The sequence below is a fragment of the Acinetobacter gandensis genome, from assembly GCF_001678755.1.
Taxonomy (GTDB): domain Bacteria; phylum Pseudomonadota; class Gammaproteobacteria; order Pseudomonadales; family Moraxellaceae; genus Acinetobacter; species Acinetobacter gandensis.
In genome coordinates this window covers 220,568-246,477 of the sequence record NZ_LZDS01000028.1, presented here as the reverse complement: position 1 = coordinate 246,477, position 25,910 = coordinate 220,568, and the positions used below count along the sequence as shown (strand labels likewise).

19 protein-coding genes are annotated in these 25,910 nt (G+C 37.0%); 16 read left to right on the top strand and 3 right to left on the bottom strand.

What is annotated here, in order from left to right:
- Complete coding sequence (gene tssH / locus A9J31_RS13425) at positions 1–2,673, bottom strand: type VI secretion system ATPase TssH (RefSeq protein WP_067766915.1); 2,673 nt, start codon at positions 2,671–2,673, stop codon at positions 1–3.
- Between the two features lie 256 nt (positions 2,674–2,929).
- On the opposite strand from tssH, the gene A9J31_RS13420 reads away from it, so the two are divergent.
- From A9J31_RS13420 to A9J31_RS13355, 14 genes are all read left to right on the top strand, one after another.
- The gene (locus A9J31_RS13420; RefSeq protein WP_081410333.1) at positions 2,930–3,724 is read left to right on the top strand and encodes a hypothetical protein; all 795 of its coding nucleotides are present in this window, start codon (positions 2,930–2,932) and stop codon (positions 3,722–3,724) included.
- 14 nt (positions 3,725–3,738) lie between these two features.
- Positions 3,739–4,242 carry a type VI secretion system contractile sheath small subunit gene (tssB, locus tag A9J31_RS13415; protein WP_067766912.1) on the top strand — a complete coding sequence of 168 codons (504 nt, stop codon included), beginning with the start codon at positions 3,739–3,741 and terminating at the stop codon, positions 4,240–4,242.
- Entirely contained in the window at positions 4,235–5,716 is a 1,482-nt protein-coding gene (gene tssC, locus A9J31_RS13410) for a type VI secretion system contractile sheath large subunit (RefSeq protein WP_067766909.1), read from the top strand. Before tssB ends, tssC begins: the two co-directional genes overlap by 8 nt.
- Before the next feature lie 48 nt (positions 5,717–5,764).
- Complete coding sequence (locus tag A9J31_RS13405) at positions 5,765–6,268, top strand: Hcp family type VI secretion system effector (protein WP_067766907.1); 504 nt, start codon at positions 5,765–5,767, stop codon at positions 6,266–6,268.
- Between the two features lie 69 nt (positions 6,269–6,337).
- Positions 6,338–6,814 (top strand): type VI secretion system baseplate subunit TssE, encoded by a 477-nt coding sequence (gene tssE / locus A9J31_RS13400; protein ID WP_067766904.1) that lies wholly within the window; start codon positions 6,338–6,340, stop codon positions 6,812–6,814.
- Positions 6,815–6,829: 15 nt separating this feature from the next.
- Positions 6,830–8,638 carry a type VI secretion system baseplate subunit TssF gene (gene tssF, locus A9J31_RS13395; RefSeq protein WP_067766901.1) on the top strand — a complete coding sequence of 603 codons (1,809 nt, stop codon included), beginning with the start codon at positions 6,830–6,832 and terminating at the stop codon, positions 8,636–8,638.
- Entirely contained in the window at positions 8,602–9,594 is a 993-nt protein-coding gene (gene tssG / locus A9J31_RS13390; protein ID WP_067766898.1) for a type VI secretion system baseplate subunit TssG, read from the top strand. Before tssF ends, tssG begins: the two co-directional genes overlap by 37 nt.
- Entirely contained in the window at positions 9,594–11,042 is a 1,449-nt protein-coding gene (locus tag A9J31_RS13385; RefSeq protein ID WP_067766895.1) for a hypothetical protein, read from the top strand. Before tssG ends, A9J31_RS13385 begins: the two co-directional genes overlap by 1 nt.
- A gap of 28 nt (positions 11,043–11,070) precedes the next feature.
- Positions 11,071–14,907, top strand: coding sequence for a type VI secretion system membrane subunit TssM (gene tssM, locus A9J31_RS13380; protein ID WP_067766892.1), 3,837 nt, complete (start codon positions 11,071–11,073; stop codon positions 14,905–14,907).
- Positions 14,908–14,967: 60 nt separating this feature from the next.
- Positions 14,968–15,927 carry a type VI secretion system-associated protein TagF gene (gene tagF, locus A9J31_RS13375; RefSeq protein ID WP_067766889.1) on the top strand — a complete coding sequence of 320 codons (960 nt, stop codon included), beginning with the start codon at positions 14,968–14,970 and terminating at the stop codon, positions 15,925–15,927.
- 2 nt (positions 15,928–15,929) lie between these two features.
- Entirely contained in the window at positions 15,930–16,694 is a 765-nt protein-coding gene (locus A9J31_RS13370) for an OmpA family protein (RefSeq protein WP_067766886.1), read from the top strand.
- Positions 16,695–17,059: 365 nt separating this feature from the next.
- A complete protein-coding gene (locus A9J31_RS13365) occupies positions 17,060–18,688 on the top strand; it encodes a long-chain-fatty-acid--CoA ligase (protein WP_067766883.1) in 1,629 nt (542 codons plus the stop codon).
- Between the two features lie 227 nt (positions 18,689–18,915).
- Positions 18,916–19,803, top strand: a complete 888-nt coding sequence (locus A9J31_RS13360) for a DMT family transporter (protein ID WP_067766880.1) — start codon at positions 18,916–18,918, stop codon at positions 19,801–19,803.
- Positions 19,804–20,165: 362 nt separating this feature from the next.
- Positions 20,166–21,482: an MgtC/SapB family protein gene (locus A9J31_RS13355; protein ID WP_067766877.1), complete on the top strand. Its 1,317-nt coding sequence runs from the start codon at positions 20,166–20,168 to the stop codon at positions 21,480–21,482.
- Between the two features lie 66 nt (positions 21,483–21,548).
- On the opposite strand, the gene yddG is transcribed toward A9J31_RS13355, so the two are convergent.
- The gene (gene yddG, locus A9J31_RS13350; protein ID WP_067766874.1) at positions 21,549–22,475 is read right to left on the bottom strand and encodes an aromatic amino acid DMT transporter YddG; all 927 of its coding nucleotides are present in this window, start codon (positions 22,473–22,475) and stop codon (positions 21,549–21,551) included.
- Positions 22,476–22,731: 256 nt separating this feature from the next.
- Positions 22,732–23,622: a DUF4198 domain-containing protein gene (locus A9J31_RS13345; RefSeq protein ID WP_067766871.1), complete on the bottom strand. Its 891-nt coding sequence runs from the start codon at positions 23,620–23,622 to the stop codon at positions 22,732–22,734.
- A 105-nt stretch (positions 23,623–23,727) separates the two neighbouring features.
- Between A9J31_RS13345 and A9J31_RS13340 the strand changes: the two genes are divergently transcribed.
- Complete coding sequence (locus A9J31_RS13340) at positions 23,728–25,284, top strand: DUF2271 domain-containing protein (RefSeq protein ID WP_067766868.1); 1,557 nt, start codon at positions 23,728–23,730, stop codon at positions 25,282–25,284.
- Positions 25,285–25,309: 25 nt separating this feature from the next.
- The gene (locus A9J31_RS13335; RefSeq protein ID WP_067766865.1) at positions 25,310–25,900 is read left to right on the top strand and encodes a PepSY-associated TM helix domain-containing protein; all 591 of its coding nucleotides are present in this window, start codon (positions 25,310–25,312) and stop codon (positions 25,898–25,900) included.
- Positions 25,901–25,910 lie beyond the last annotated feature (10 nt).

The window sequence follows — 25,910 nt, the reverse complement described above, 5'->3', positions numbered from 1 at the left end:
TTAAGCTTCTAGTGTTTTTGGCTTTTTGCTTGCACGCTTTTTTACAGTTTTTGCTTTGGGATCAAGCTTATAGGTTATTTCGCCATCCTTAACATCTATTTCAATCACTGCCGGAATATTTTGTTCACTCATGGCCATCAGTATTTGAGTCGCTAGAGCAGGGAGCACGGATGCATTTAGTATGTTATCAACATTACGTGCGCCACTATCGACTTCAGTACAGCGGCTTAAAAGTAATTCAACTAAATCTTCGCTATAACGTGTTTGAGTACCATATTGCTTTTCAATACGTGCTGTAATTTTCCCAAGTTTGTGATGAATAATGCGAACCAGTAAATCATCGTGTAAAGGGAAATACGGAACAATACGCATACGACCTAAAAAAGCAGGTTTGAATTGTTTGTAAAGCGAAGGTTTTAAAACATCTATTAATTCTTCTGCCGTTGGCCATTCTTCTACAGGCTGATTAAGACAAGCTTGCATAATCGCACTTGAGCCAGCATTTGAAGTCAATAAAATCGTCGTATTTTTAAAATCAATAATACGACCTTCACCGTCCTCTAAGGTACCTTTATCAAATACTTGATAAAATAATTCTTGAACATCACTATGTGCTTTTTCAATTTCATCTAAAAGCACAACACTATAAGGATTGCGGCGCACAGCTTCTGTTAATACACCGCCTTGCCCATAACCGACATAACCAGGAGGCGCACCTTTTAAAGATGAAACAGTATGTGCTTCTTGGTATTCAGACATATTGATAGTAATCAAATGAGATTCACCACCATACAGTTCATTTGCAAGTGCTAAAGCAGTTTCGGTTTTACCAACACCACTCGGGCCAACCAACATAAAGACCCCTTGTGGTTTATTCGGGTCTTCTAATTTCGCTTTTGAGGTTTTGATACCTTGGACCAACTGATGCAAGGCATAATCCTGACCCATAACACGCTGTTCAAGTTGTTCTTCAAGTTTTAAAATTTGCTTAATTTCATCATTCACCATCTTCCCAACTGGGATACCAGTCCAGTCAGAAATAATTTCATTTATGATTTGAGCATTAACACGTTCAAAAACCAGTGGAGTTTGACCTTGAATTTGTACAAGTTCGCTGCGTAGAGTATTAATTTCTTCAATTTTTTGTTGTGATTCACTCGAATCAATTTCAAGTGCTTTAATTTTATCGACTAGAGCTCGTTCCGTTTGCCATTGTGTTTCAGTAACACTAATTTCGGCTGATAAGTGACTTATTTCCGACTTTAATTGTTCTATTCGTTCATGATGAATTGGAATATTTTTATGTTCGTTTTCTAATAAATTTAATTCTAAATTTAAATTGTGTAACTGAGCTTGTTGCTGATCGAGTTTTACCGGTTGGGCGTTTTGTGTCAGTGCTACACGCGCAGCAGCTGTATCTAAGACACTAATTGCTTTATCTGGGAGTTGACGACCACTGATATAACGGTGTGAAGAATGTACTGCTGTAACAATCGCTTCATCATCAATTAGCAATTTAAAATGGTTTGCCATGACTGGAATCATGGCGCGCAACATATCGATTGCAACTTCTTCAGTTGGTTCAGCAACTTGAATAACTTGAAAGCGACGGCTTAGAGCAGCATCTTTTTCGAAATATTGTTTATATTCAGCCCAAGTGGTTGCAGCAATCGTTCTTAATTCACCCCGTGCTAAAGCAGGTTTAAGTAAATTTGCAGCATCATTTTGCCCAGCTTGACCACCGGCACCAATTAAGGTATGTGCTTCATCAATAAACAAAATAATAGGGTGAGCAGAAGCTTGAACTTCATGGATAACTTGTTTTAATCGATTTTCAAATTCACCTTTAACACTTGCACCAGCTTGTAATAAGCCCATATCAAGTGTGTGAATACTGACGTTTTTAAGAGCATCTGGAACTTGATTTGTTACAATTTTCAGCGCTAAACCTTCGACAACAGCCGTTTTTCCTACACCAGGTTCGCCTGTTAAAATTGGGTTGTTTTGGCGGCGACGCATTAAAATATCTAACATCAATCGGATTTCAAATTCACGACCAATTACAGGGTCAATCCCTCCATTTTTGGCTTTTTCAGTGAGATTGATGGTGTATTGATCGAGAGCAGGTGTTTTATTTACAGTGCTTTGATTTGTATTTTCTTTAGCGCTGTTTTTTTGTTGAGACTGATCAATTTCTGAATTTTCTACACTACTTTGACATACATCTAAAAACTTATGTTTGATGGTATCAATTGGCAGTAGTTCAAATAGGGATGATGCACGAATCGCGATTTGATATAGATCTGGTGCCGTTAAAAAAGCCACCAGTAAATGTCCACTTCGAATTGATGGATTTTGTTCTGCTGAAGCGAGTAGCCAAGCTTGTTCAAGTAATCTTACTATTGATTTCGCAAAAATCGGGGTTCGGGTGTTTCCCTTAGGTAATTGAGAGATACTTTCTTTTAAATCATCAATTAAACCATCTTTAGAAATTTTATATTTTTCAAGTAAAATCTGTAAATCGTTTTTGTAATTTTGATTGAGTAATTCTAATAAAAAATGTTCGATTTCAATTTCATAATTCTGTTGCGAAATACAAGTATTGGCAGTTTTTTCAAGAGAAATACGTGCGTGCGGTGACAGTTTTGTAATTAAAACTTTCAAATTATTCATAAAAAACTCATCAGATTTAGAACACACAATTTGAATATTGACATCATTGTTGTGAATTCTTTAATTTTTTCTATATAAATAAAAACTTTTAAATCAATACCTTATATTAATTTGGTATTTAGATTTACGCGACATAATACAGATTAAATGAGGAAAGGAAATAGATTTATTAAAGAAATGAAACAAAAAAAAACAAATAGGTGACAAACTTTGACGTTTTTGGCAGATTTTTGTATTGACTCGGATAGGCTATTTTTTGTTAAATTTTCCGGCAGATTTTTATTTCGATAAAAGTAGAGAAAACCCGCAATTTTTGCGATTAATTCTCCAAATAATTACATTTACGAATGTACTTTTAAGTCCAGAGGCAATTTTGAAAAAAAGTATTGTTGTACTTCCTATAATTTTAGCTAGCTGTTTGTCACAAAGTATTTTTGCAAAGGATGATGGGGTTTCAATTAAAAAATCCTGCTTAAAAGATTATCCGCTTGCAGTAGGTGACACTGATCCTGAAATTATTGGTTTTTATAATCAATTATGTGATAAGAAAAATAAAAAAGATGAAACACTGAAGAATCAGCTGCTTACTAATATTGCGACAAAATATCAAAATAATGGTTATAACCTCAAAGCCTTGCAGGTTGTTGATGAATTACGTGGTCGCAAGTTTCAATCGCCGGAATTAACGGATGTGACATTCTTAGCAGGTGTAGCAATTTCATATAACGCTTTAAACAATATGCGCTCGAATGAAAACAGAACCTTAGATGAAACGACTTATGCACCAGCAAAAGTGTTTGCAGATAATATTCGCTACATTCAACCGGTAAGTGAAAAAACGAATTCTGCGGTTAAAGATACCCAAACGGATAAACCAGCAGCATATAAACCAAGACAAACGACTCAAAAGCCTAAAAAACAGGCAAATTCAAAGCCTAAGCAGACTCAAGCTAAGGCGAAAAAGCCTGTTGAAACGACTAAGAAGCCAGTGGCAACTACAAAAAAACAGGCTTCTGGTACTTCACCATTTGATACGTTAAAAAATAAATAACAAGGAAAACACTCATGGCAAAACGTGAAAGTGTGCAAAAAAAGCTACAACGCATTCGTCCACCTCGTGTACAGTTGACATATGACGTTGAAGTTGGTGATGGTAAAGAAATTAAAGAATTACCATTTGTAGTTGGGGTTTTAGGTGATTTCTCTGCAGCGTCAGAAGTAGAAAAAACGAAACTAAAAGACAAAAAATTTATTAATGTTGATCTCGACAATATTGATGAAGTTATGGAGTCATTGGCTCCACGTGCAAATTTTCAGGTCGACAATACACTTACTGAAGACGGTGGGAGAATGTCAGTTGATTTGACATTCAAAAGTATGGCGGATTTCACACCAGAACATGTTGTGCAACAAGTTGATCCATTACAAAAATTGGTCGCTGCACGTGAACGTTTATCTGACTTGCGCAATAAAATTTCGAACAATGAGCGCTTAGAAGACTTGCTTGATGAAGTATTGAGCAATACTGATCAAATTCGAAAGTTGAGTGTGGAGGCAGAAAATGAGTAATTTCAATACTGCAGCTGCAGCGAATGTTGAAACTGAAGAATATTCTTTATTGGACTCGATTGTTGAGCAAAGTCGTATTGCACGTACAGACCAAGAGCATGATCGCGCAAAAAGTTTAATTGGTGAACTTGCCAAAGAAGTTATGGCTGGCACCATTACAGTTTCTGAAAACATGACTTTATCAATTGATAAGCGTATTGCAGAAATTGATGCCTTGATTTCTTCTCAACTTAGTAAAATTATGCACCATGCTGAATTTCAAAAAATTGAATCAACATGGCGTGGTTTGTACTATTTCTGCCAAGAAACTCCGTCTAATTCTTTGACAAAAATTCGTATGTTAAATACGACCAAAAAAGAATTAATTAAAGATTTCCAAGGCGCGACTGATTTTGATCAAAGTACATTGTTTAAAAAGATCTATGAAGAAGAATATGGGTCTTTTGGTGGTGCACCTTATGCAACGCTGATTGGTGATTTCGAGTTTGATCGTACACCTTCAGATATGTATTTGCTTGAACAAATTTCTCATGTTGCAGCGGCAGCACACGCACCGTTTATTTCAGCGGCAAGTCCAAATATGTTGGGCTTAGAATCATATACAGATATAGATCGTCCTCGTGATGTTTCAAAAATCTTTGAAACTGCAGAATATGTTCAATGGCGTTCTTTCCGTGAAAGTGATGATGCTCGTTACGTAGCATTGACTATGCCGCGTGTATTAGGCCGTTTGCCATATCATCCTAAAGAAGGTACAGCAACTGAAGGCTTCAACTATGTTGAGGAAGTTTCAGGTGAAAACCATAATGAATATTTATGGATGAATGCAGCCTATGCCTTTGGTACTCGCTTAACCAATGCATTTGATATGCACGGTTGGTGTGCAGCAATTCGTGGTGTTGAAGGTGGTGGCCTCGTTGAAGGCTTACCTGTACATACTTTTAAAACCAATGATGGTGAAGTGGTATTCAAGTGTCCGACTGAAATTGCAATTACAGATCGCCGTGAGAAAGAGCTCAGTGACCTTGGCTTTATTCCATTGGTACACTGTAAAAATACCGACTATGCTGCTTTCTTTGGTGCACAATCAACGCAAAAACCAAAGAAATATGACAGTGATACTGCAAATGCCAATTCCGCATTATCAAGCCAAATTCAATACATTATGGCTGTTTCACGTATTGCCCACTATTTAAAAGCGATGATGCGAGACAAAGTTGGTAGTTTTGCATCAGCGGGTAATGTTGAAACATTCTTAAATGAATGGCTTTCACAATATGTATTACTGGATGATGGCGCATCTCAAGAAGCAAAAGCACAGTATCCACTTCGCGAAGCTTCTGTAAAAGTTGTAGAGAACCCAGCAATGCCTGGTCACTACAAATCTGTGGTTTTCCTAAGACCACATTTCCAGTTGGATGAGTTGTCTGTTTCTTTACGACTTGTGACAGAGTTACCTCAGTCCTCAAATTAATTTTGGGTCAACTTTATAATAACTTTAAATAAATAGGTATGCAGAACAATGAAAGATATATACATTCAGTTTCGTGGTAAGTACAAAGTAGATGGCGAATCTCGTGATGCTGAGCATAAGAGTTGGTTAGAAGTGAACTCTTGGACGCACAATATTCGTCAACCAAAATCTGCAACGTCTTCAAGTGTTGGTGGTCATACTGCTGAACGTGTTGAACATTCAGATATGATTTTCGTTAAAGACCTTGATGCAACGAGCCCAAAATTATGGGAAGCGTGTTCAGCGGGTTATACATTTGACGAAGTTCAAATTGATTTCTACCGTGCAAATGGCGACAAACGTATTAAATATCTTCAAATCAAATTGAAACATGTACTTGTTTCAAGCGTGACACCTACAGTAAACGATGAAGGTGTTCCTCACGAATCATTTGGTTTGAAATATGCTGCTGTAGAGTGGACATATAACCAACAAGATATTAACGGTACTGCGAAAGGTGCTGTTACGAAGAAATGGTCATTGTCAAATAACACTGCTTCTTACGCAGCGTAATATATTGACTTCCATAGAGGTTAACTCAGTTAGCCTCTATGTTTTCTTTCCTCATTTTAATAAGAAGATATGAATCTCGATCAACTTTATCCTTACGGTTTTAGAACGACACTTTTTGACCGGTTACTGCCATCCGATGCGCAACATACACAGGGTTTATCTTTACAAGAACTTCGTGAATCTGTCGCTACAGATTTAGAAGATTTGCTCAATAGTCGAATGGCTAAACTGGATAATTGTATTGATGATTTTCCCTTGGCACAAAAGTCTATTTTGCAATTTGGCATTATCGATTTTGTCGGTTTATCAACGGCGAATCCTACAGATAGAGACAAAATCTGTCAGTCAATTCAACAGTCAATTGCAGCACATGAACCTCGCCTAAAACAAATTCGCGTTGAGATGTTAATGGATGGTCATAACATGGGCGCACTTTGTTTAAGTATTCAAGCTTACTTAAATATTCATCCTTTATATGAGCCTGTCATTTTTGATGCTTTATTAAAACCAACAACACAACAATATGTTATTTCACCAAGAGCTTAATGAAGTGGGTTATCTGTGATTGAAGAGCTGTTACCGTATTACGAAAAACAACTACAGGAATTTGGACAACAGTCCCGTGAGTTTGCTAGTAAATACCCTAAAATTGCCCAACGTCTGTCTTTAAATCAAGAACAGATTGATGACCCACATATTGAACGTCTAATTCAGGCATTTTCTTTAATTTCGGCTCGGATCGATAAAAAGCTGGCGGACAGTTACGATATTTTTACCCGTTCAATTTTTGAGGTGATGTTTCCTCAATATTTAAAACCATTTCCCGCGTGTTCAGTGGTGAGCTTTGAAGATGTCAATAAAATAAAGCAGCTCACAGATCGACACGTTATACCCAAAGCAACAACTTTAAAAGCGAAAAGTACCCGTGGTGTACAGTGTGAATATCAAACTGTACAAGATGTGGTGTTACTACCTATTCAATTAAAACAAATAAAATTTAAAACTCATCCTTCTGCGCATATGCATTTAAATCAAAATGCCACATTAAGTATGGGTTTTGAAATTTTCTCTCAAAAAAATCAACTTTTGGCTCAAGAAAATTTACCTATTTTTCTTGATGCAATTTCTAATTTTCCATTACAAGTCTTGGACAGTATTTTTAAGGCCAGCACAAGTTTCTCAATACGTGTAGGACAGAATAGTTTTGATATCGCCAATCCTTTTGAAATTATGGGGTTTGATGAACTGCAAAGTGTTCTTCCGATTGATCAACATACGCATCATGCATATCGATTATTGATGGAATATTTCTGCGTACCAGAAAAGTTTAATTTTCTAAAATTGAAATTAGATTTCATAAAATATTTCAATTTAGAACAAAGTGAATTTGAGCTACAAATGCATTTTAAGCTTAATCTGAATGATCAAGCATCTATCCGAAACTACTCAGAATTAAATGCAGCTAACTTCAAATTGTTTGCCACTCCAATCGTGAATTTATTTAAAAAGCAGGCTGAGCCGCAGAAAATCAACCACAAGCGAATGGAATATCCGCTGATCACGGATGCACATCATCCTGAGTATTACCAAGCTTATTCTATTTTGAAGATGAATATGGTACGTGAAAAAAGTGATCAAGATCAGGTGTTTTACCCAGTTTTGCCATTTTTTGCCATGAGTCATTATCATCAAGACAAAGTGCAATTCTTTTATAGTTTAAATCCTGAACAGATGAAAAATAAGCATCAGGAATTAAATTACTCCGTTATCTCGCGTGCCCTAGAACCACATGCAACACAGTCTGACTTTATCAGTACAGAGATATTATGCACAAATCGTGAGCTTCCATACGAAAGTTATAATAAAGATCAAAATGCTTTAACCTTAAATGACAGTAATTTAGCGCGACGAGCACTTATGCTGAAACGTCCTTCTATTCCTTATTATTTTGAACAAAATAAGAAAGAACAGTGGCGTATTATTTCTCATTTGTCTTTAAATAACCTATCGCTAATGAAAGGCGATGCTGTTTCGCACATTAAAGAATTATTAGCGCTTTATAACTTATCTAAGTCTAAAGAAAACCAAATTATTATCGATGCCATTAAAAATATCCAATTTTCAACCACACAAAAATTGGTAGAAAGCAAACCGTTTCCTTTATTTGTACGTGGTTTAAAAGTCGAAGTCGAAGTTGATGCCGAAGTTTTTAGAGGGCACAGTCTTTATATATTCAGTCAATTATTAACGCATGTTTTTAACCTGAAAGTGAATATGAATAGTTTTGTCGATGTCATCATTGTTGATGTCAATACACAGCAGGAGTTATACCAATGCGTTCAGAACGTTGGTGGCAAGACAGCTCTGTAATTGACAGTCTTTTTCAAGAACCTAAAGCATATGAGTTTGTACAGGCGACACGTTTATTACGTCATGCGCCTTACGGTAAGGTTCAATCACATTGGGCAAATGACTTTGAGTTTAATAGCTCCTTAAATTTAAACTTTCCAAATTCGGAAATTGAAACCCTAGAGCTGAATCAAGAAAAAGTTCAGTTGACTAATTTAATGGTTGGTTTAACGGGTATTCAGGGGGCTTTGCCTTATAGTTATACCAATAAAATTAAATTAAGTGGACGCCAGCAACGCCAAGAAACACAGAAATTCTTAGGTTTATTTAATCATAAATTAACGGCACATTACGTTGATGCGAGCTTAAATTATCATTTACCGATACGTTATGAAATTGAACAAGATAATCACTATTTAGATATCTTGCATGCCTTAAGTGGCTATATTAAAAGCCAACATGCACAACCAGAATTAGATGATTATTTTGCAGAATTTTCTGGATTAATGCAGGGGCAGAACAATACCGCTTATGCTTTGAAGACGATGCTGAGCTGTATTTTTAAACAAGAATTTAATATACGTGAATTTATTCCTGAAACTTTCGTCTTTGAAGAAGATCAAAGAACTTGCTTAGGGGGATCTCAACCAAACCTATTGGGTTTAAATACATTTTGTGGTGAAAAGATACGACAAATTGATGAAAAAATAGAAGTCAGCATTGGACCATTAAGTCATGCTGAGTATTTAAGTTTTTTACCGAATCAAGCCAAAAGCTTAAAACTAAAACAAATAATCCAAACTTGGTGTAGTCCTACACTGATGGTAGATATTCGTTTAATTTTAAAAAAAGAAGAAATAAAGCCACTTTGTTTAAATTCAAAAGGTGGAATTGGTTTAGCTCAAGGCGCTTTTTTACAGCCTAAACAGCGATTAGATCATGCTGAAACTTGTTATGCCTTAATGGGGACAACTTAATGAAAAAGTTAATTATAGGCACGTTTAGCGCACTATTTATTTTGTGCGCTGGTTGTGTGATTTATTATTGGCGAGATACGGGTTATGACCCATCTGCCAAAGATCTATTAATCTTTTTTTTCATTTTACCCGTTGTATTATGTGCGATTTTATTGTCACCTTTTTTAATTTATCAAGGTATTCAATACCGTAAACTACAAAAACTAGAAGCTGAAAAGCAGGCACAACTGAAAGCAGAAGAACAAGATCTAAATAATATTGAAAATGCAAAACCTAAGCCTTTAGACATTGAAAAATTTTCTTTACATGTTTTTTCAGCCGCGGCATTACACAGCTTTGGCCAAAATGAACAAATCGTTGAGGAAATCCAACAATTTAAAAGTCCAGAACTAGATCAAAAATTATTCAATGGATATGGCTTACCAGTCTTATCTTACAGAATTTCAGACTTAGATGAATTGACGGAAAATCAAGACAATGACGATGAGTTTAGTCTTGTGCCAATGCGTGAAAAGCGGATCCAAGCACTTATACAACAGCAGCTTGAAGAGCATGGACAGAGTATATTTTTCATTGCAGACCATTTAAAGAAATCTGCATTATTTTATGATAGTGAAATGGCATATCAATATCGCATGCATCCAGCATGGGTTGATCAAAGTTATCGTTCAAATGATGAAAACGAATCAGATATTAGCACCCAAACTCAAGTATCACGTTTAAACCGCTTGAATATTCATATTTTATTGGCGGAAAACTTGATCCATCAATGGCGGGATGAGGTAATTAATGATTTAAAACAAAAAATTGCAGATGAGTATTCTATTTTACCTGCACTCATTCATATAGAAGCACATTTTATTGGTGTAAGTGTTGCTTATAGTGATTGGTTAAATTTACTCAAACAGATTTCAGAACAAACCACTGAAGTCAGCTTGATTATAAATGTTGATTCTGAGATTGACCAAGAGTGGATTGATGAAAAGTCATGGCTACAAGAACAATATATTGCATCTGAATATGTATCAAGTTGGTGTATTGCGAGCCAAACCACTCAGATTGAAAATTTAGAAGCGATAAAAGTAGTTCAAATTGTCGCAAATGAAACCAATTTATCAAATAGTTTAACGAAACAAAATTTGAATCAACTGGCTCAATTTGAGCAAGAACAACCATTTTTATTAATGTTAGATGAAGCAACTGATATCAAAGTTATGAAGCAGACTCAACAAACATTCGAAAATACAGCGATAGAAAATCACCATTTTTTATATACAAAACAAAATCTTGGGCATACACAAAATTTAGCTAAAATTTTTGGCTTTATGTTAGGTGTGCACTTGCCAGAAGAGTTAATAGCGATGATTTACAGTACAGATCAAAAATCAACTTTTGCCTTTATTCAGGACTGCGAAAGTAATGAAAGATTTGAACAAGAAATGATTTAAATAAAATTAAGACCATATTGAGAAAATTGTGAATACATTATTTTATACGATACTCGGCTATGTTTGGCAGTATGTCACCAATCCTAAAGCGATGGTGGCTTTGTCGTTTTTTGTGGCTATTGTGGCCATGCACAATTCGATTCCACAAAAAACATTTTATATCATTGTCGCTGTATATATTTTGGGATTAATTCTTTGGGGAATATATGAATTAGTTCAGCATTATCGCCATAAGCAGCAAGGTGAAGAACTAGCGGAAGCGATAACTAAAGACAATGAAGCCGAATACGGAAAACAAAAAAATAAAGAAGAATTGGCACTCATTAACCAACAAATGAAAGATTCAATTCAGTTGATTCGCAAATCTAAACTGGGGGATAAAAAGGGCAATGCAGCATTATATGAGCTACCTTGGTATATGGTCATTGGTAACCCAGCTGCAGGTAAAAGTTCTGCGATTTATAATTCAGGTTTACGTTTTCCTTTTGAAGAAACACATCAAAAAATGGTGTCCGCCGGACTAAGTGGTACACGTAACTGTGATTGGTTTTTTTCTACGGATGGGGTTTTACTCGATACCGCAGGTCGCTATTCAGTTTATGCTGAAGATCATTCGGAATGGTTAGGCTTCTTAAACATTTTAAAGAAAAATCGTTCAAAAGCACCGATTAATGGCCTAATAGTTATTGTTTCAGTTGCAGAGTTGGTAAGCCAAAGTCCTGAAAAATCAATTAAATTAGCTAAAAATTTACGTGCCCGTATTCAAGATTTAACGGAGCGATTAGAAATTTTTGCGCCAGTATATATTGTTTTTTCAAAGATGGATTTGATTGCAGGATTTACTGAATTCTTTGATTGTTACGATAAAGATGAGTTCGATCAAGTTTGGGGGGCAACGCTACCTTATGATCCTGACTCGTCAGAACATGCTGTAGAAATGTTCGAAAAACATTATTCAATTTTGTACGATGGACTAAAAAGTGTAAGTACGACACATTTAAGCCGTCGACATTCTCAAAATATTTCTCCAAGTGTGATGACTTTCCCTTTGGAGTTTAAGAGCTTAAAGCCAGTTTTAAAAACGTTTATTGGGACTTTATTTCAAGATAATCCTTATCAATTTAAACCTGTATTCCGTGGTTTTTACTTCACCAGCGCCTTGCAAGAAGGTGTCATTGAAAGTCCAATGACAGAGCAAATTGCAGAAGATTTTCACTTGGTCAAAAGTACAGACAGTGAGTTTGGGATTCCAACAAATTCAGTATCGCAAGATCATGGTTATTTCTTAAAAGGACTGTTCTCAACCGTTATTCTTAAAGATAAAAATTTAGTCAAACAACATATTAATCCTAACCGTAAACGTCACCGTTTTATGTCGTTTATAGCTGCATTAATGATTGTTGCTGTGGTGCTTGGACTCTGGGTTTGGTCATACCGTAATAACCAACAATTGGTTGCAGAAGTTCAAGCTGATTTAAATAAAGTTGTTGAGATGGAAAGCCGTAGCGGTGGAGAGTTAGAAACTCAGCTAGATGCCTTACTGATCTTACAAGGTCATTTGCAGCAACTTGATCATTTTGATGAAGACCGCCCGTTAAAGTACAGTTTTGGTTTATATCAAGGGAATAAAATCCGTGAGAAGTTAAAAACTGAATATTTACGTGGGATTCAGCAAATAGTATTGGTGCCTTCTCAACAAAATATGGGGCAATATTTACAACGTGTGAAAGCCAATGAAGCAACGCTTAAGCAAAATCACGTTAATGTACAAATCACCCAAGCGGTTAAATCGAATCAACCGTATCTAGAACCTTCGGATGCCAATCCACAAGATGCCTATAATGCTTTAAAAGCGTATTTGATGCTTAGCAACCATAAGTATATTGAGTCGAGTCATTTAAGTGATCAAGTCACGCGTTTCTGGCGTTCATGGTTAGATTCAAATCGTGGCCAAATGCCTCGTGGCGAAATGATTCAAAAAGCAGAACAAGTACTATCTTATGCCATGACCTTGGCCGGTGATCCTGCATTTCCAACGCTTGAGTCAGATACTTTATTGGTAGATCAAACACGTCAATTACTAACGGCAGTGACAATGGGAATTCCTGCACGTGATCGCGTTTATAATGAAATTAAAATGCGTGGTTCAGTGCGTTTCCCAGCGGTTACAGTGAAACAGATTTTGGGAGATAGTGCCCAAAATAGTATGCTAGGGAGCTATGCATTACCAGGTATTTTTACCTACGATGCATGGGATCAGTATGTTAAGGAAGCCATTAATCAGGCGGCAAATAATCCGACTGATACGCAAGATTGGGTTTTAAATACTTCACAATCTGATGATCTGACATTTAGTGGTAGTCCTGATCAAATTAGTAAGCAATTAACAGAACTGTATAAACAGGAATATATTGCGGAATGGCGTAAATTTTTAAATGGCGTGCATTATGGAAAAGGCAATGATGTCGCTCAACAAGTAAAATTTATTGATGTATTAGGTGAACCTGAAAATTCGCCAATTCGTAAAGTTGTAGATCGTATTGCGAAGGAAACCAGTTGGGACAATCCTATTGTTCAAGCGGAACTTGCAGCGCCACAAAAAGGATTTGTGGCATGGTTCAAACGTAAAGTATTAAGTCGTGACGATGCTCAGCAAGCGCAACAAGTTGCGGCACGTGCAGGTCAAGGCGTAATTGCCAAAGAATTTAATGTGTTCTATCAACTGGTACGCAAACGTGATGATCAGCAAAATAAATCCATCATGGATGAATACATGCAATCATTGGGTCAAGTCCGCAGTAAATTTAACGACTTGAAAACCAGTGGTGATATGGGGCCAGCGAGTATGACGCTGGTGAAACAAACCATCAATGATCAAAGCTCAGTATTTAATGCGACACAAAAGTTTGTCGATGAAAAAATGTCTGTTGGTTTAAATGAATTAGATCAACAAATGATACAAAAGCTATTTATGCAACCTGTAACACAGTCATTTGAAGTGTTATTGATTCCAGCACAAAATGAAATCAATAAACTATGGGCAATGCAAGCTTATCAACCATTCACTACAAATTTAGCGCCTAAATATCCATTCAATAGTAATGCGACGCTACAAGCGACAAGCAACGAAATTAGTCAAATATTTGGTGAAAACGGGAGTATTGCGCGCTTTGTAAAAGAATATTTGGATCCATTGGTTATCCGTCGTGGTTATACTTTAACCACCAAAACGTGGAAAGATTTAGGCATAGGGTTGAATCCTCAATTTGTTGCTAACTTCCAACGTTATGTTGCACCTGGCAATGGCGTTGCTACAGGTGAACTTTCGGGTGCAGCAACTCCAGTAGCAAGTAATCAGTCAAATTTCCAATTTTTCCCACTGGAAAATTCGCAGTTATTGTCATACACCATTGATATTGATGGACAACGTATGGTTTACGAAAATGGTGTACAGCAATGGGTGAATTTCGTTTGGCCAAACAAAGGCTCAATTCCGGGTGCCCGAATTACTGCAATTGATTTAGAAGGTCAAACGCACACAATTTTTGATGAACCTGGTGAATATGGTATTAATCGTTTGGTTGAAAGTGCTCAGCGTACGCAGCAAGGAAATGCTTTTGAGATGATTTGGCGTAGTAAACAAAATCCAAAAGTATTTGTGAAAGTAAACTTCCGCTTGGTAAGTGGTAATGCCTCTGGCCCTACATCAGGCACTGGTTATGCAGGTATGACCTTGGTTGATCAAGTAGTTACAAATAAAGGTGTACGTGTGGTTGCTGCTCAAACGATGCCAGCAAATCAAGCTCCAGCAGCACCGCAAACATCTTCTCCAATGGCGTCTGTACAAGGAACGACAACTCCATGAAGCGAATAATCACATGCACTATGTTGAATAAAAGCGTTAAACATTTTCAGGACAGTGCCTATGTATGAAGTTAAAACGACACCTCTATATTATGGGAAATGTCCTGCGCGTGGTGATTTCTTAAAAAGCCGTGATCAATATTCACTGATTCAGCTCATTGATCAGTGGATTACCGAGGCTTTAGAATTTGCAATGCGTGATGAAAATTTCATGAAGGCTTATGGCGCTTTACCTTCTTTAGATTTTTTTATTGCAAATCCTCAAGATAAACGCTTTTTGGCTGCAAATTTGATTAGTAGTGAAGATAGTTCAAAGCGCCAATTTCCAATGGTTTTAGCGCATTTACTCGAAATAGATGATGCTTTTGATAATATTCTGTATGCACCATATCGTTATAAGCAAACCTTAATTGACTTATATCAACGCAATCGAGTTATGCGTTCGATTCGGGATCCAGATATTTTATTGGATAAACTTGGAAAGTTGAATAACGAAATTATGGTGTTCGGTACGGAAGAAACCTCTTCCTTTTATGAACATCATACTTTGCATTCTTTTGCACGCTTATTGAATTTTACACCGTATCAGCTTGCACAAAGCATGATTGGATTGGGGTTATTGCTTCAACCTATCATTCGACAAGGTACAGCTAAATTAAATAAAGTATTAATTTTGCCAATCAATAACATAAGTTATTGTTACGAAATTGCAGCATTTTGGGTCAGCTTAATCAGCCGATTTGTAGAGAATCAAGATGCAGAATTATTAATTGGTATTTTACATAGTGATTCTCCTGTTTTGCTTTTTGGTTTTCAAGGCGCGGATATTACCGCATTGAGTGATATTTTTACCCAAAATATGCACAGTGATCATTGGGTATCGTTAATTGATGCGCGTTGGATTGATCCATATTTAGAGCAAAATGCTGGGCTAGCTGTACTTGAGCAATCTTTAAGTGAACGTCAGATTAGTCTGATTCATGGCATCAAACTTTTTAGACAGACTTTTATAGAAGAATAACCATGCAGAGAATAAATTTTAAGTTACCCAAATTATGTGTTGCATTGTGTGCCTTGGGTATTTCAAGTTTGCTTTGGGCTCAACCAATCGTGATTGAGGGTGCAGTTCCAAATGAAGCTACTAAACAAGAAATTTTAAATAAGGCGTATCTGACTTACGGTCAAGAAAATGTCGTTGATAAAATTCAGGTTCGTGCGGTAACTGCACCAAATGGCTGGGGTAACAGCGTAAGTCAGATTATTAATGATGATTTGAAAAAGGTGAAACAGGGTAAGCTTACTGTCCGCGGAACACAGGTCGATTTGAGTGGGAAAATGTCCAATCAAAATGATATTCAGCCCACGACAAGCAAATTTCAATCTTTAGTTGTGCCACCATTTCGTTTAAATGCGCAGCTTTCAGTTAACCAAGCAGAGCAAGCGATTATTGATGCAGCACTACGTAATCGAATTATTGAATTCGAATCTGGCAGTGCCATTTTAGCTGCGTCAGGTGTTCAAATTTTGGATGAGATGGCGGTTGCGTTGAATCGTGTGGGTGGTAAAAAAGTAAGAATTATTGGTCATACAGATAGTTCAGGTAATGCAGAGAAAAACTTGAGTTTGAGTCAGCAAAGAGCAAATGCAGTAAAAGATTATCTGATTTCAAAAAATATTGCCGCGGCTAGTTTAAGTACGGAAGGCATGGGATCGAATAAACCAGTCGCTGATAATGCAACCCCTGAAGGTCGAAAGAAAAACCGCCGTATTGAATTTGAAGTACTTTAATCCTTTAAATCAGATGGTCTTGAGCCCAGTGAATGACACTGGGCTTTTTATTAGAGGCTGATTTAATCTGTTAAATCTCTACATTAATTGATGTATTAAAGAATAAATAAAATTAAAATACATAACATTTCTCTATAAAAGTACGGTAACAATTAGATAAAAATATTAGTAGCTTATCGTATAAATTCAGGTTAAAAACATAATGAGCAGTTTCAGGTGTGCACTTCATATCGGCTGTGAACCGTGACGTTTCCTAATTAAAGAATGTTGTCGTTTTATAGAATTAGGAAAGGTTGCTGATAAAAGTTCTGCATAGATTTGCAGCATTAGAACAATGTAATTATGGATAAGATCGGGAGCAATGAATGCTTGGCAATATGATGTTTAAACCGCTTTTAATTAGCAGCATGATTGAACATGCGGGTCGTTACCATGCAGATAGTTTGGTAATTTCGAAGAATACCGATACCACAATTACGGAAACCACTTGGGGCAAAGTTCATGAAAACTCTAAGCGCTTTGCAAATGTTTTAGCATCATTTGGTTTAAATTTTAGTGATCGTATTGCAACCATTGCATGGAATAATCACCGCCATTTAGAGTCTTGGTATGCCATTTCAGGCAGTGGTTACGTCTGTCATACTATTAATCCACGTTTGTTCCCAGAACAACTTATTTTTATTATTAATGACGCATCTGATCGCGTCATTTTATTTGATAAAACTTTTTTACCTCTAGTTAAAGCGGTTAAACCACTTTTAAAATCGGTTGAACACTATATTTGTTTAGATGCTGTTGATGAAGCAATTTCACAGGATTTTCCTGAAATTAAGTTTTATGATGAGTTAATCGCGCAACAAAATGCTAACTTTGATTGGCCTGAACTTGATGAATTGTCTGCAAGCTCATTGTGTTATACTTCAGGTACTACAGGTAATCCGAAAGGTGTTCTCTATAGTCACCGTTCAACCGTACTGCACAGTTATGCCATTAGTATGCCAGACTCACTGAATGTTTCTGCACGCGATATTATGATGCCTGTTGTGCCAATGTTCCATGTAAATGCATGGGGTACGCCTTATGCCGCGGCTATGGTGGGCTGTACCTTGGTATTGCCTGGCCCAGGCCTTGATGGTGCAAGCCTGACTCAAATGATTGATCAATATCAGGTTTCAGTGGCTTTAGGTGTGCCAACAATTTGGCAAGGCTTGATCAATGCAGCGCAGCAAGCTGGAAGTAAACTTGAAAGCTTAACGCGAAATGTTGTTGGCGGCTCAGCTTGTCCACCAGCAATGCTAAAAGTATTTAAAGAGCAATTTGGCTGTGAAACCATTCATGCTTGGGGAATGACCGAAACTAGTCCACTGGGTTCAGCAAACCAATTTAAAGCGAAACATCAACATTTATCTGATGAAGAAAAACTTCAAGTACGTCTTTCACAAGGTCGTCCACCATTTGGTGTCGATTTACGCATTACCGATGAAGAAAATGGCACCAATGAAGTCACTCGTGATGGCGAAACAACGGGTAACTTACAAATCCAAGGTCATTGGATTATCAATAACTACTTTGGAAAAACCGAATCTGCATTAACTTCAGACGGTTGGTTCGATACTGGTGATATTGCAACACTAAATGAAGATGGTTTCTTGAAAATTAGTGATCGTTCTAAAGATTTGATTAAGTCAGGTGGTGAATGGATTTCATCTGTCGATCTAGAAAACTTAGCGATGGGACATCCAAAAATTGCAATGGCGGCTGTGATTGCTGCGACACATCCAAAATGGGATGAACGTCCAATTTTAATTGCGATTAAAAAGCCAGATGTCGATTTATCTGATACTGAAATTTTGGATTACTATGCCGATAAAGTAGCGAAATGGCAGGTGCCAGACAAAGTCATTTTTGTGGATGCAATTCCCCTGAGTGGCACAGGAAAAATGCTGAAAAAGGATTTACGTGAACAGTTTGGTTCTGTACTCATGGACAGCTAATTGAGCAATAAGTTTCAACGAGACCGTAATATTGAGTCAATATTACGGTCTTTTTTATGCACAATCCTTAGATCGGTTTCTTTAATTTTTTATCCGGCAAAGATACAATTGATAATTTATTCTTGAAATACTAATAAAAATTCTTCAATCAATTAAGTACGAGATAAACTCGCATTCAATCTAGGATGCGCGTACATTTGAAAGGCTTTGACTTTTTTTAAATATATATGTTTCCCACTTGGATTTTATTTACTTTAATGGCTGCCTTTATGCAGTCTTGGCGTAATGCTTTTCAAAAGCAATTAAGTACAACGGTCGATGTGTATGGCGTAACTTTAGCGCGCTTTATATTTGGATTACCTCTTGCTGGATTATATTTATATTTTTTATATCAACAGCAACCTATTTCAGTTGAAACATCATTTACGACTCAATTTTGGATTTATATTGTTATAGCAGGGTTAAGCCAAATTTTGGCAACCATATTAATGGTTTTGCTATTTAAACAAAAAAATTATGCTATTGGTGTTGGACTTGCGAAAAGTGAAGCGATTCTTGCGGCAATAGTGGGTGTAATTTTTCTCGCAGAGCATTTAAGTTTAATGGGCTGGGGTGGTGTGGCTATTGGTGGTCTTGCCGTATTTTTACTCAGCAAAGGCAATCAAAAACAGAAAATCTCTATTTCAACTTTATGTATTGGTATTGGCAGTGGTTTAAGTTTTGCCGTGACATCCTTATTGGTACGTGAAGCAAGTTTAGAATTATCAACACTACCTGTTATTCAACGTGCAGCATGGGTATTACTTAGTATTATTGGTTTTCAATGCTTTATTATGTTGCTTTATTTGAGTATTTTTAGCCGATCAACCTTAGTTGCTATGTGGCAACGCCTTGGTTTGACGTTCCGCGTGAGTATTTGCAGTTTCCTTGCTTCTTTGGGATGGTTTACGGCAATGAGCATGCAAACCGTCGCGATTGTTAAAACGCTAGGGCAGATTGAAATTTTATTTAGTCTACTGATTTCAGCCTATTTCTTTAAAGAAAAATTAGCACGAACAGACCATTGGGGGCTTGGCTTGGTTGTGATTGCTGCCATTATGGTAATTTGGGCTTAAAATATATTATTGAGCTTTGAACATGCCAATTTTCCAAAGTACATTGGCATTTGTATATATAAATACTTTGCACAAAATAGCATGAATAATTTACATCATTTATCGCACAGGGTATGATCAATTTGAGATGTGAAGCAATAGTTAGTGCTTATAAATGAAGTGCTTAAGTTTCATAGCTATTTTTCATTTTATCATCAGCACTATTAAATGAACTCTAGTAAATGGGCCAAGAACTTTTAAGTCTGCTTAGAAAAGTACTTTAACTTTAAAGTGTTTCTTATTTCGAGCTATATATTCGCTACATAAGATTAGAATTATATTGAATGTGAAATATACAAGAATTTGCCTAAGGGAGTAATAAATTGAATAGCCTTTTAATCAGTTTATCTTTCCAGCATTTGCTCAGTATTATGGGCGCGGCGTTAGGCTGCGGTTTACTGATTGGGCTTGAACGACAACGTAATAATAATCAAGTTAAAGAACAGAGTTTTGCTGGACTTCGTTCCTTTTCAATTTGTGCGCTATTGGGAGCACTGTGTTTTCTTATTCATCTTTCAGTAGGCATCGTTGGCGCATGTGCCATTATCGCATTTAGTATTTATGGATTATTCAAACAAAAGCAGGATATTGGGTCTACCACAGAACTTGCGTTTGTTATGACCTATTTTATAGGCGCACTGTGTGTGTATCAGATTCCACTCGCAGCTGGTCTTGCCGTAGTTTTAACATTAATTTTAATGGGAAAGCCTTATTTACACGGTATTGCAGGCAATTGGATTAAAGATTATGAATTGCGTGATGGGCTATTTTTATTGGCGCTGTTACTAATTGCGTTACCGCTCATGCCCAATAAACCTTTATGGGGCGCAGTTCTGAATCCTTATGTTATTTTAAAATTGCTGATTTTAATTTTAGTGGTGCAGTCAGTAGCGCATATCGCCAAACGCTTGTTATCACGAAATAAAGCCTTAATTTTATCTGCTGTAGCATCTGGTTTTGTATCAAGCACGGCGACAATTGCAAGTTTAGGAATGGAAGTACGTCAGGGGCATGGCGATGCCAAATCAAATGCAGGGGCAGGCTTATTTTCTTGTGTGGCAACCTTATTACAATTACTCATTATTGTTGCTGGACTCAGCCTAGAATGGTTCACTTTACTCTTATTGCCTTGCCTATTGGGTATCACCATTTTAATGATTGCCGGCTATATTTATGTTTCCAATCTTAAAAAGTCTAATTTTTCCAATTCAACAGATTTACCTAAAATTGCAGCCCCAAATACACCAGACCTTGTACTTCAAAATGATATAGATGCAGAATCAATTAATGACACTCGTATGTTTAGCTTAAAGCAAGCCGCTATTATTGCTATAAGCCTGACATTAATCCAAGCAGCAGTATACGGTCTTAATTTGTTGTTAGGTGATAGTGGATTGATTATTGGTACATTGTTGGCATCTTTATTTGAAGTTCATGCTGCAATGGCAACTGTCGTCATGCAAGGCAGCATAGAAAACATGACATTGGTCTATGCAGTTATGATTGGCCTTGCTGCACACGCTTGCTCAAAATGTATCAATGCTTGGATGACAGGTGGTACAGCCTATTTTCTGTATTTTGCACCTATACAAATCTTACATATTACTTGTGTGATTGCAGCCATAATTTATTGGGTTTAAAAATGTATCGCAAATTTTTAATAAGTTTTATTTTTTAAAATTACATGGAATTATTGAAGTTTTTTTCTAATGTGCGGATTTAAGTAGTTGAAGTTTGGTTTTAATTTGAGGCCAACTGGTTGAAATCCAGCAAATTAATGAACCGACTGTGACTAAAATTGCACCATGCCAAAAACTTAAAGATAAATTTGTCTGTAGAATAAACATGGAAATGAGCGATGAAAAAATAGGGCTAAAATACGATAACGTGACTAATATTGTGATGTTACCCTTAATAATACCGATATTCCATGCCGCATAACCCAATGCTGTGACAGTAGAAACCATTAACATTAATATGCCTGTATTTAAATCAATATGTGGAATTTCAGGAATACCATGAAAAACGAGCATTTTCAGCCAAAGTACAAAGGAAATGACTAAAAAGAAAAATGCTATGGGGTTATGACCTTGGCTATATTTACGGGTGATTACACAATAGAGTGCCCATAAACTTGCGCCTAAAAAAGCCAAAATATAACTTATTGGGTTTATTTGCACATTTGCAAAAACAGTTGCCCAGTTAAAGCTTTCATTACCAGTTTGAATTAATACTATTCCGCTTAAACTGATTGCTAAACCTATAATGACAAAGAAATTAAACTTAAGTTCTTTAAACAAAATTAAAGCTGCAATGGTTAAACTCGGCCATAAATAATTAACCAGACTAATTTCAATGGCTTGCTGTGCCGTTTGAGCTAATGCAATGGCATAAGAGAAACACAGTTCATAGACTACAAACAGAATCGTTGCAAAAAATAGATAATTGCGAGGAACCTGTTTTAAGTTAGGAATACGAAAGAGCAGCAGTAAAATGACCGCGCTAAAGCTGTACATAAACAAAACCGAGAGGTCAGGCCCAAGTGTGAAGCTGATTTTTTTCAATAGACCTACAATAGAAGACCATTGAAGAATCGCACTGAAACCAATCAGTGTTGCGAGGTTTTTGGACATGATTGCTCGAGGGTTTGATTTTTAATTGTGAAATTGAGAGTGAATGATACCGCAGTTATTTATCATCGTATTGTAACTTTAAAAATAAAATGAGCCTTGATGAATACAGAGCACATCAGCCGTATTAAAGGCTTACTGTTGTGATTATAGTGATCATGCAATAATAAAAACCACTGTAACCGCTTTAAATTATTTCACGGTTAAAGTGGTATTTTTTAATTCAGATTTAGATCTGTGTATACAGCCTAAATATTACTTACTCACTCACTTGAATGGTTAAACCATAAGTGTAGTTTGCAGGTGCTGGCTTTTTGGTATTGTCTGGATTTGCTTCTGGATAAGATGCCGTGATGAGGTAAATACCATCATCGCTAAATTTAATTTCAGCTTCACCTTTCGCGTTGGTTTTCGCGTGCGGCATTTCGCGTTTTTCATTTGGCTCGTAGCTGCTAGCGCCTTTGAATACATCCAGTTCTAAGTTTGGTACAGGCTTACCGTCTACCAAAACTTGTAATTTCAGGCTTTCACCTTCGTATAACTCGCTTGGATGAGTTAGTAACTTAACTTCAAAACCTTTGTTGGTTAATTTTGGTAATGGCGATGGTTTGCCTTTCGTTATATAGCTTTCAGCAATGAAATTATTCGTAACTTCTAAAGTTTGCGCATTTGCTGGTACTTGGTCAGCAGCAATCATACGAGGAGGTTGTACATTTGCTGGTGCTGCCATCGGTGCTTTTGTAGGCTCAGCAGGGCGAGCAGCTTGCTGAGGGCTTGGAGCACGTACTGGTCGAACACGCAACCAACGACCATCAACCAATGCATATTTTACGCTATTACCTACAGCATCTTGAGTACGGATATGATAAGTACCTTCTTTAGGAATATCCATTTCAGCTATATTAAAACGTTTGAGTGTTACAGCAGCATTGATAGGCTTTTGTTGACCATCTGGCTCAGTAACTAAATAAGTGGTTTTAAAGTTAATACCTGGAATAAAGAATTTCTCAATGGTAATTGCACTTTGGAAACTAATGCTTTGCCCAGCATTGGTATCAAACACTTCAGGCAGCAAAAAAGGACTCATGGTATGAGCATGGCTTAAAACCGGAAGCGAGGTTAGTAAAGCAATTTTTAACCAGTTATTCATTTTCCGCACTCTTAGGAAATAATATTTAAGATAATCCGACTTAATCTACTTGATAACTACAATCATTATCAATAATAATTCAAAAAAATATTTCGGAGAGTCAGTATGACTTCTGCTGCAAAAAAATCTTACCCACTTCGTAAGGCATTTCGTCTCACACCATTGGTTATGGCGCTGGCACTGATCTCTCCTTTACAAGCGAACGCTGCTGATAAATCAGCGTCAGCTATACCTGCTGAAAACGAAGCACAGTTAACGCATCGATTCCATCGTGACCATATCCTCGGTACATCACTCGATGTCATTATTACAGGTGTGTCTAAGCAAGATGCAAATCTAGCTTTAGATATTATGCAAAAAGAAATTGCAGCTTTAGATCAAAAACTTTCTGTATGGCGCGCAGACAGTGAAATTTCGCTTTTAAATCAAACTGGCCATGCAAATGATGCTTCACCAGAACTGATTGAAGTGATTGCAGCATGTGAAGTATGGCGTGATAAAACATGTGGTGCTTTTGATGCACGTTTAGGTCAATTGATTGCGCTTTGGGAAAAATCTCAGGGTGTTGTACAACTCGATGATGAAACACGTGCTGGTGTACTCAAAGAACTTCAAGCAGATGCGGTTCAAATAAATCAAGAAAAGTCTGCGATTCAGTTAAATGTAGATGTCAAAATTGCGCCTGATGCCTACGCTAAAGGTTATATCATTGACCGTGCTTTAGTTGCAGCGCGTCAAAAAGTTCCAGCAATTGCGGGAATATTGGTTGATATTGGTGGTGATATTCGTGTTTGGGGAAATGCACCGCAAAAGCAAGGCTGGAGTATTGGTGTTCAAGATGCGTTTAACCACTACGATTTGGCCGTGCCATCACAAGTTTTAAACTTGAATGATCAAGCTGTCGCTTTTTCAGGAAAAGGTTACCGTACACTTGCAGGTCAAAGCCATTTACTCGATCCAAAAACAGGCATGCCATTGCAGCAAGTAGAACAATGTGTGGTTGTTGGTCAGTGTGCTGCAGATGCAGATGCGTTAGCTACAGCTTTAGCTGCTATGACACCTGCTGAAGGGATTGAGCTTATTGAAAGCTTAATTGGTTATGAAGCACAAATGACCTTGTCAAATGGCGATACGTTCCAATCAGCTGGTTGGAATAATTTGCTGCAAGCCCAATCACCTGAAATGCTCGCTGTTGCGGCTGGTTCATCTGCAAAGTGGCCTGCAGGTTATCAAGCTGTCATTGATTTAACTATTCCAAAAATTAATGTTGAAAAATATCGTGCGCCCTACGTTTCTGTTTGGGTGACAGATGCCAACAAAAAAATTGTGCGTACTTTAGCCGTATGGGGTAAAGATGAGCGTTGGATTAATTCAAACTATGTCTGGTGGAAGCGTTACGGCCGTCAAATGACCAATTTAGATGCTGTAGCGAAGCCATCACGTCACCCTGGTAACTACAAACTTGCCTGGGACGGTAAGGATGACAATGGTCGCGCGGTTGCTGCGGGGCAGTATATTGTCCACATTGAAACCACACGTGAACACGGCGACCATTCTTATCAAACGATGAATTTGAATGTTGGGAACAAAGCAAGTAAACAACGCTTAGCTGCACAAGCTGAAATTGGTGCTGTAAATCTGAACTTCCAAAAAGTTCATTAATAGAGTTGGAATAAGGTTTATATAAGTGTACCAACGTCGAGATTTTTATCGCTATGCACGCTATGTGCATGGTTGGCTATCAGCTTTTGCTTTTCTGATATTAATGTTTTTCGCTTTGACGGGTTTATTTCTGAACAATCCAAATTGGTTTGAACCCGCAAAAGATGAAAATACTGTGACTGTCAGCATGACACCCGACTTGCTTGCTAAGGTTAAAGGACAAGAAAACCCAAGTACGGATATATTGAACTTTGTACGTGCAGAACATACGTTAGTTGGGCGCTTCCAAAGTAGTGAAGTGCTGGATGGTGAAGTGATGATTCGCTTAGAAAGTCCTGCAGGCTCTACAGATGTCTGGGCTATGCTCGATACTGGTGAAATTGAAGTCAGCAGTAAACCTGCCTCTACTGTATCACTTATCAATGATTTACATCGTGGTAAAAATGCGGGGACGGCATGGAGCTGGCTCATTGATATTAGTGCCATCACTATCCTAATTTTATCTATTGCAGGTTTTATCTTGTTCTTAAGTATCAAATCGCGTTTATTGACACATTTGTTGTTAACAGCAGCAAGTTTAGCAGTATTGATCTTATTCATTTGGATAGCGGTGTAGGTGCATTGTG

Bases quoted from the DNA above. Each gene is read 5' to 3' on its own strand.
- tssH (WP_067766915.1), bottom strand. From the start codon at position 2,673: ATGAATAATTTGAAAGTTTTAATTACAAAACTGTCACCGCACGCACGT.
- tssB (WP_067766912.1), top strand. From the start codon at position 3,739: ATGGCAAAACGTGAAAGTGTGCAAAAAAAGCTACAACGCATTCGTCCA.
- tssC (WP_067766909.1), top strand. From the start codon at position 4,235: ATGAGTAATTTCAATACTGCAGCTGCAGCGAATGTTGAAACTGAAGAA.
- A9J31_RS13405 (WP_067766907.1), top strand. From the start codon at position 5,765: ATGAAAGATATATACATTCAGTTTCGTGGTAAGTACAAAGTAGATGGC.
- tssE (WP_067766904.1), top strand. From the start codon at position 6,338: ATGAATCTCGATCAACTTTATCCTTACGGTTTTAGAACGACACTTTTT.
- tssG (WP_067766898.1), top strand. From the start codon at position 8,602: ATGCGTTCAGAACGTTGGTGGCAAGACAGCTCTGTAATTGACAGTCTT.
- A9J31_RS13385 (WP_067766895.1), top strand. From the start codon at position 9,594: ATGAAAAAGTTAATTATAGGCACGTTTAGCGCACTATTTATTTTGTGC.
- tagF (WP_067766889.1), top strand. From the start codon at position 14,968: ATGTATGAAGTTAAAACGACACCTCTATATTATGGGAAATGTCCTGCG.
- A9J31_RS13370 (WP_067766886.1), top strand. From the start codon at position 15,930: ATGCAGAGAATAAATTTTAAGTTACCCAAATTATGTGTTGCATTGTGT.
- A9J31_RS13365 (WP_067766883.1), top strand. From the start codon at position 17,060: ATGCTTGGCAATATGATGTTTAAACCGCTTTTAATTAGCAGCATGATT.
- A9J31_RS13360 (WP_067766880.1), top strand. From the start codon at position 18,916: ATGTTTCCCACTTGGATTTTATTTACTTTAATGGCTGCCTTTATGCAG.
- yddG (WP_067766874.1), bottom strand. From the start codon at position 22,475: ATGTCCAAAAACCTCGCAACACTGATTGGTTTCAGTGCGATTCTTCAA.
- A9J31_RS13345 (WP_067766871.1), bottom strand. From the start codon at position 23,622: ATGAATAACTGGTTAAAAATTGCTTTACTAACCTCGCTTCCGGTTTTA.
- A9J31_RS13340 (WP_067766868.1), top strand. From the start codon at position 23,728: ATGACTTCTGCTGCAAAAAAATCTTACCCACTTCGTAAGGCATTTCGT.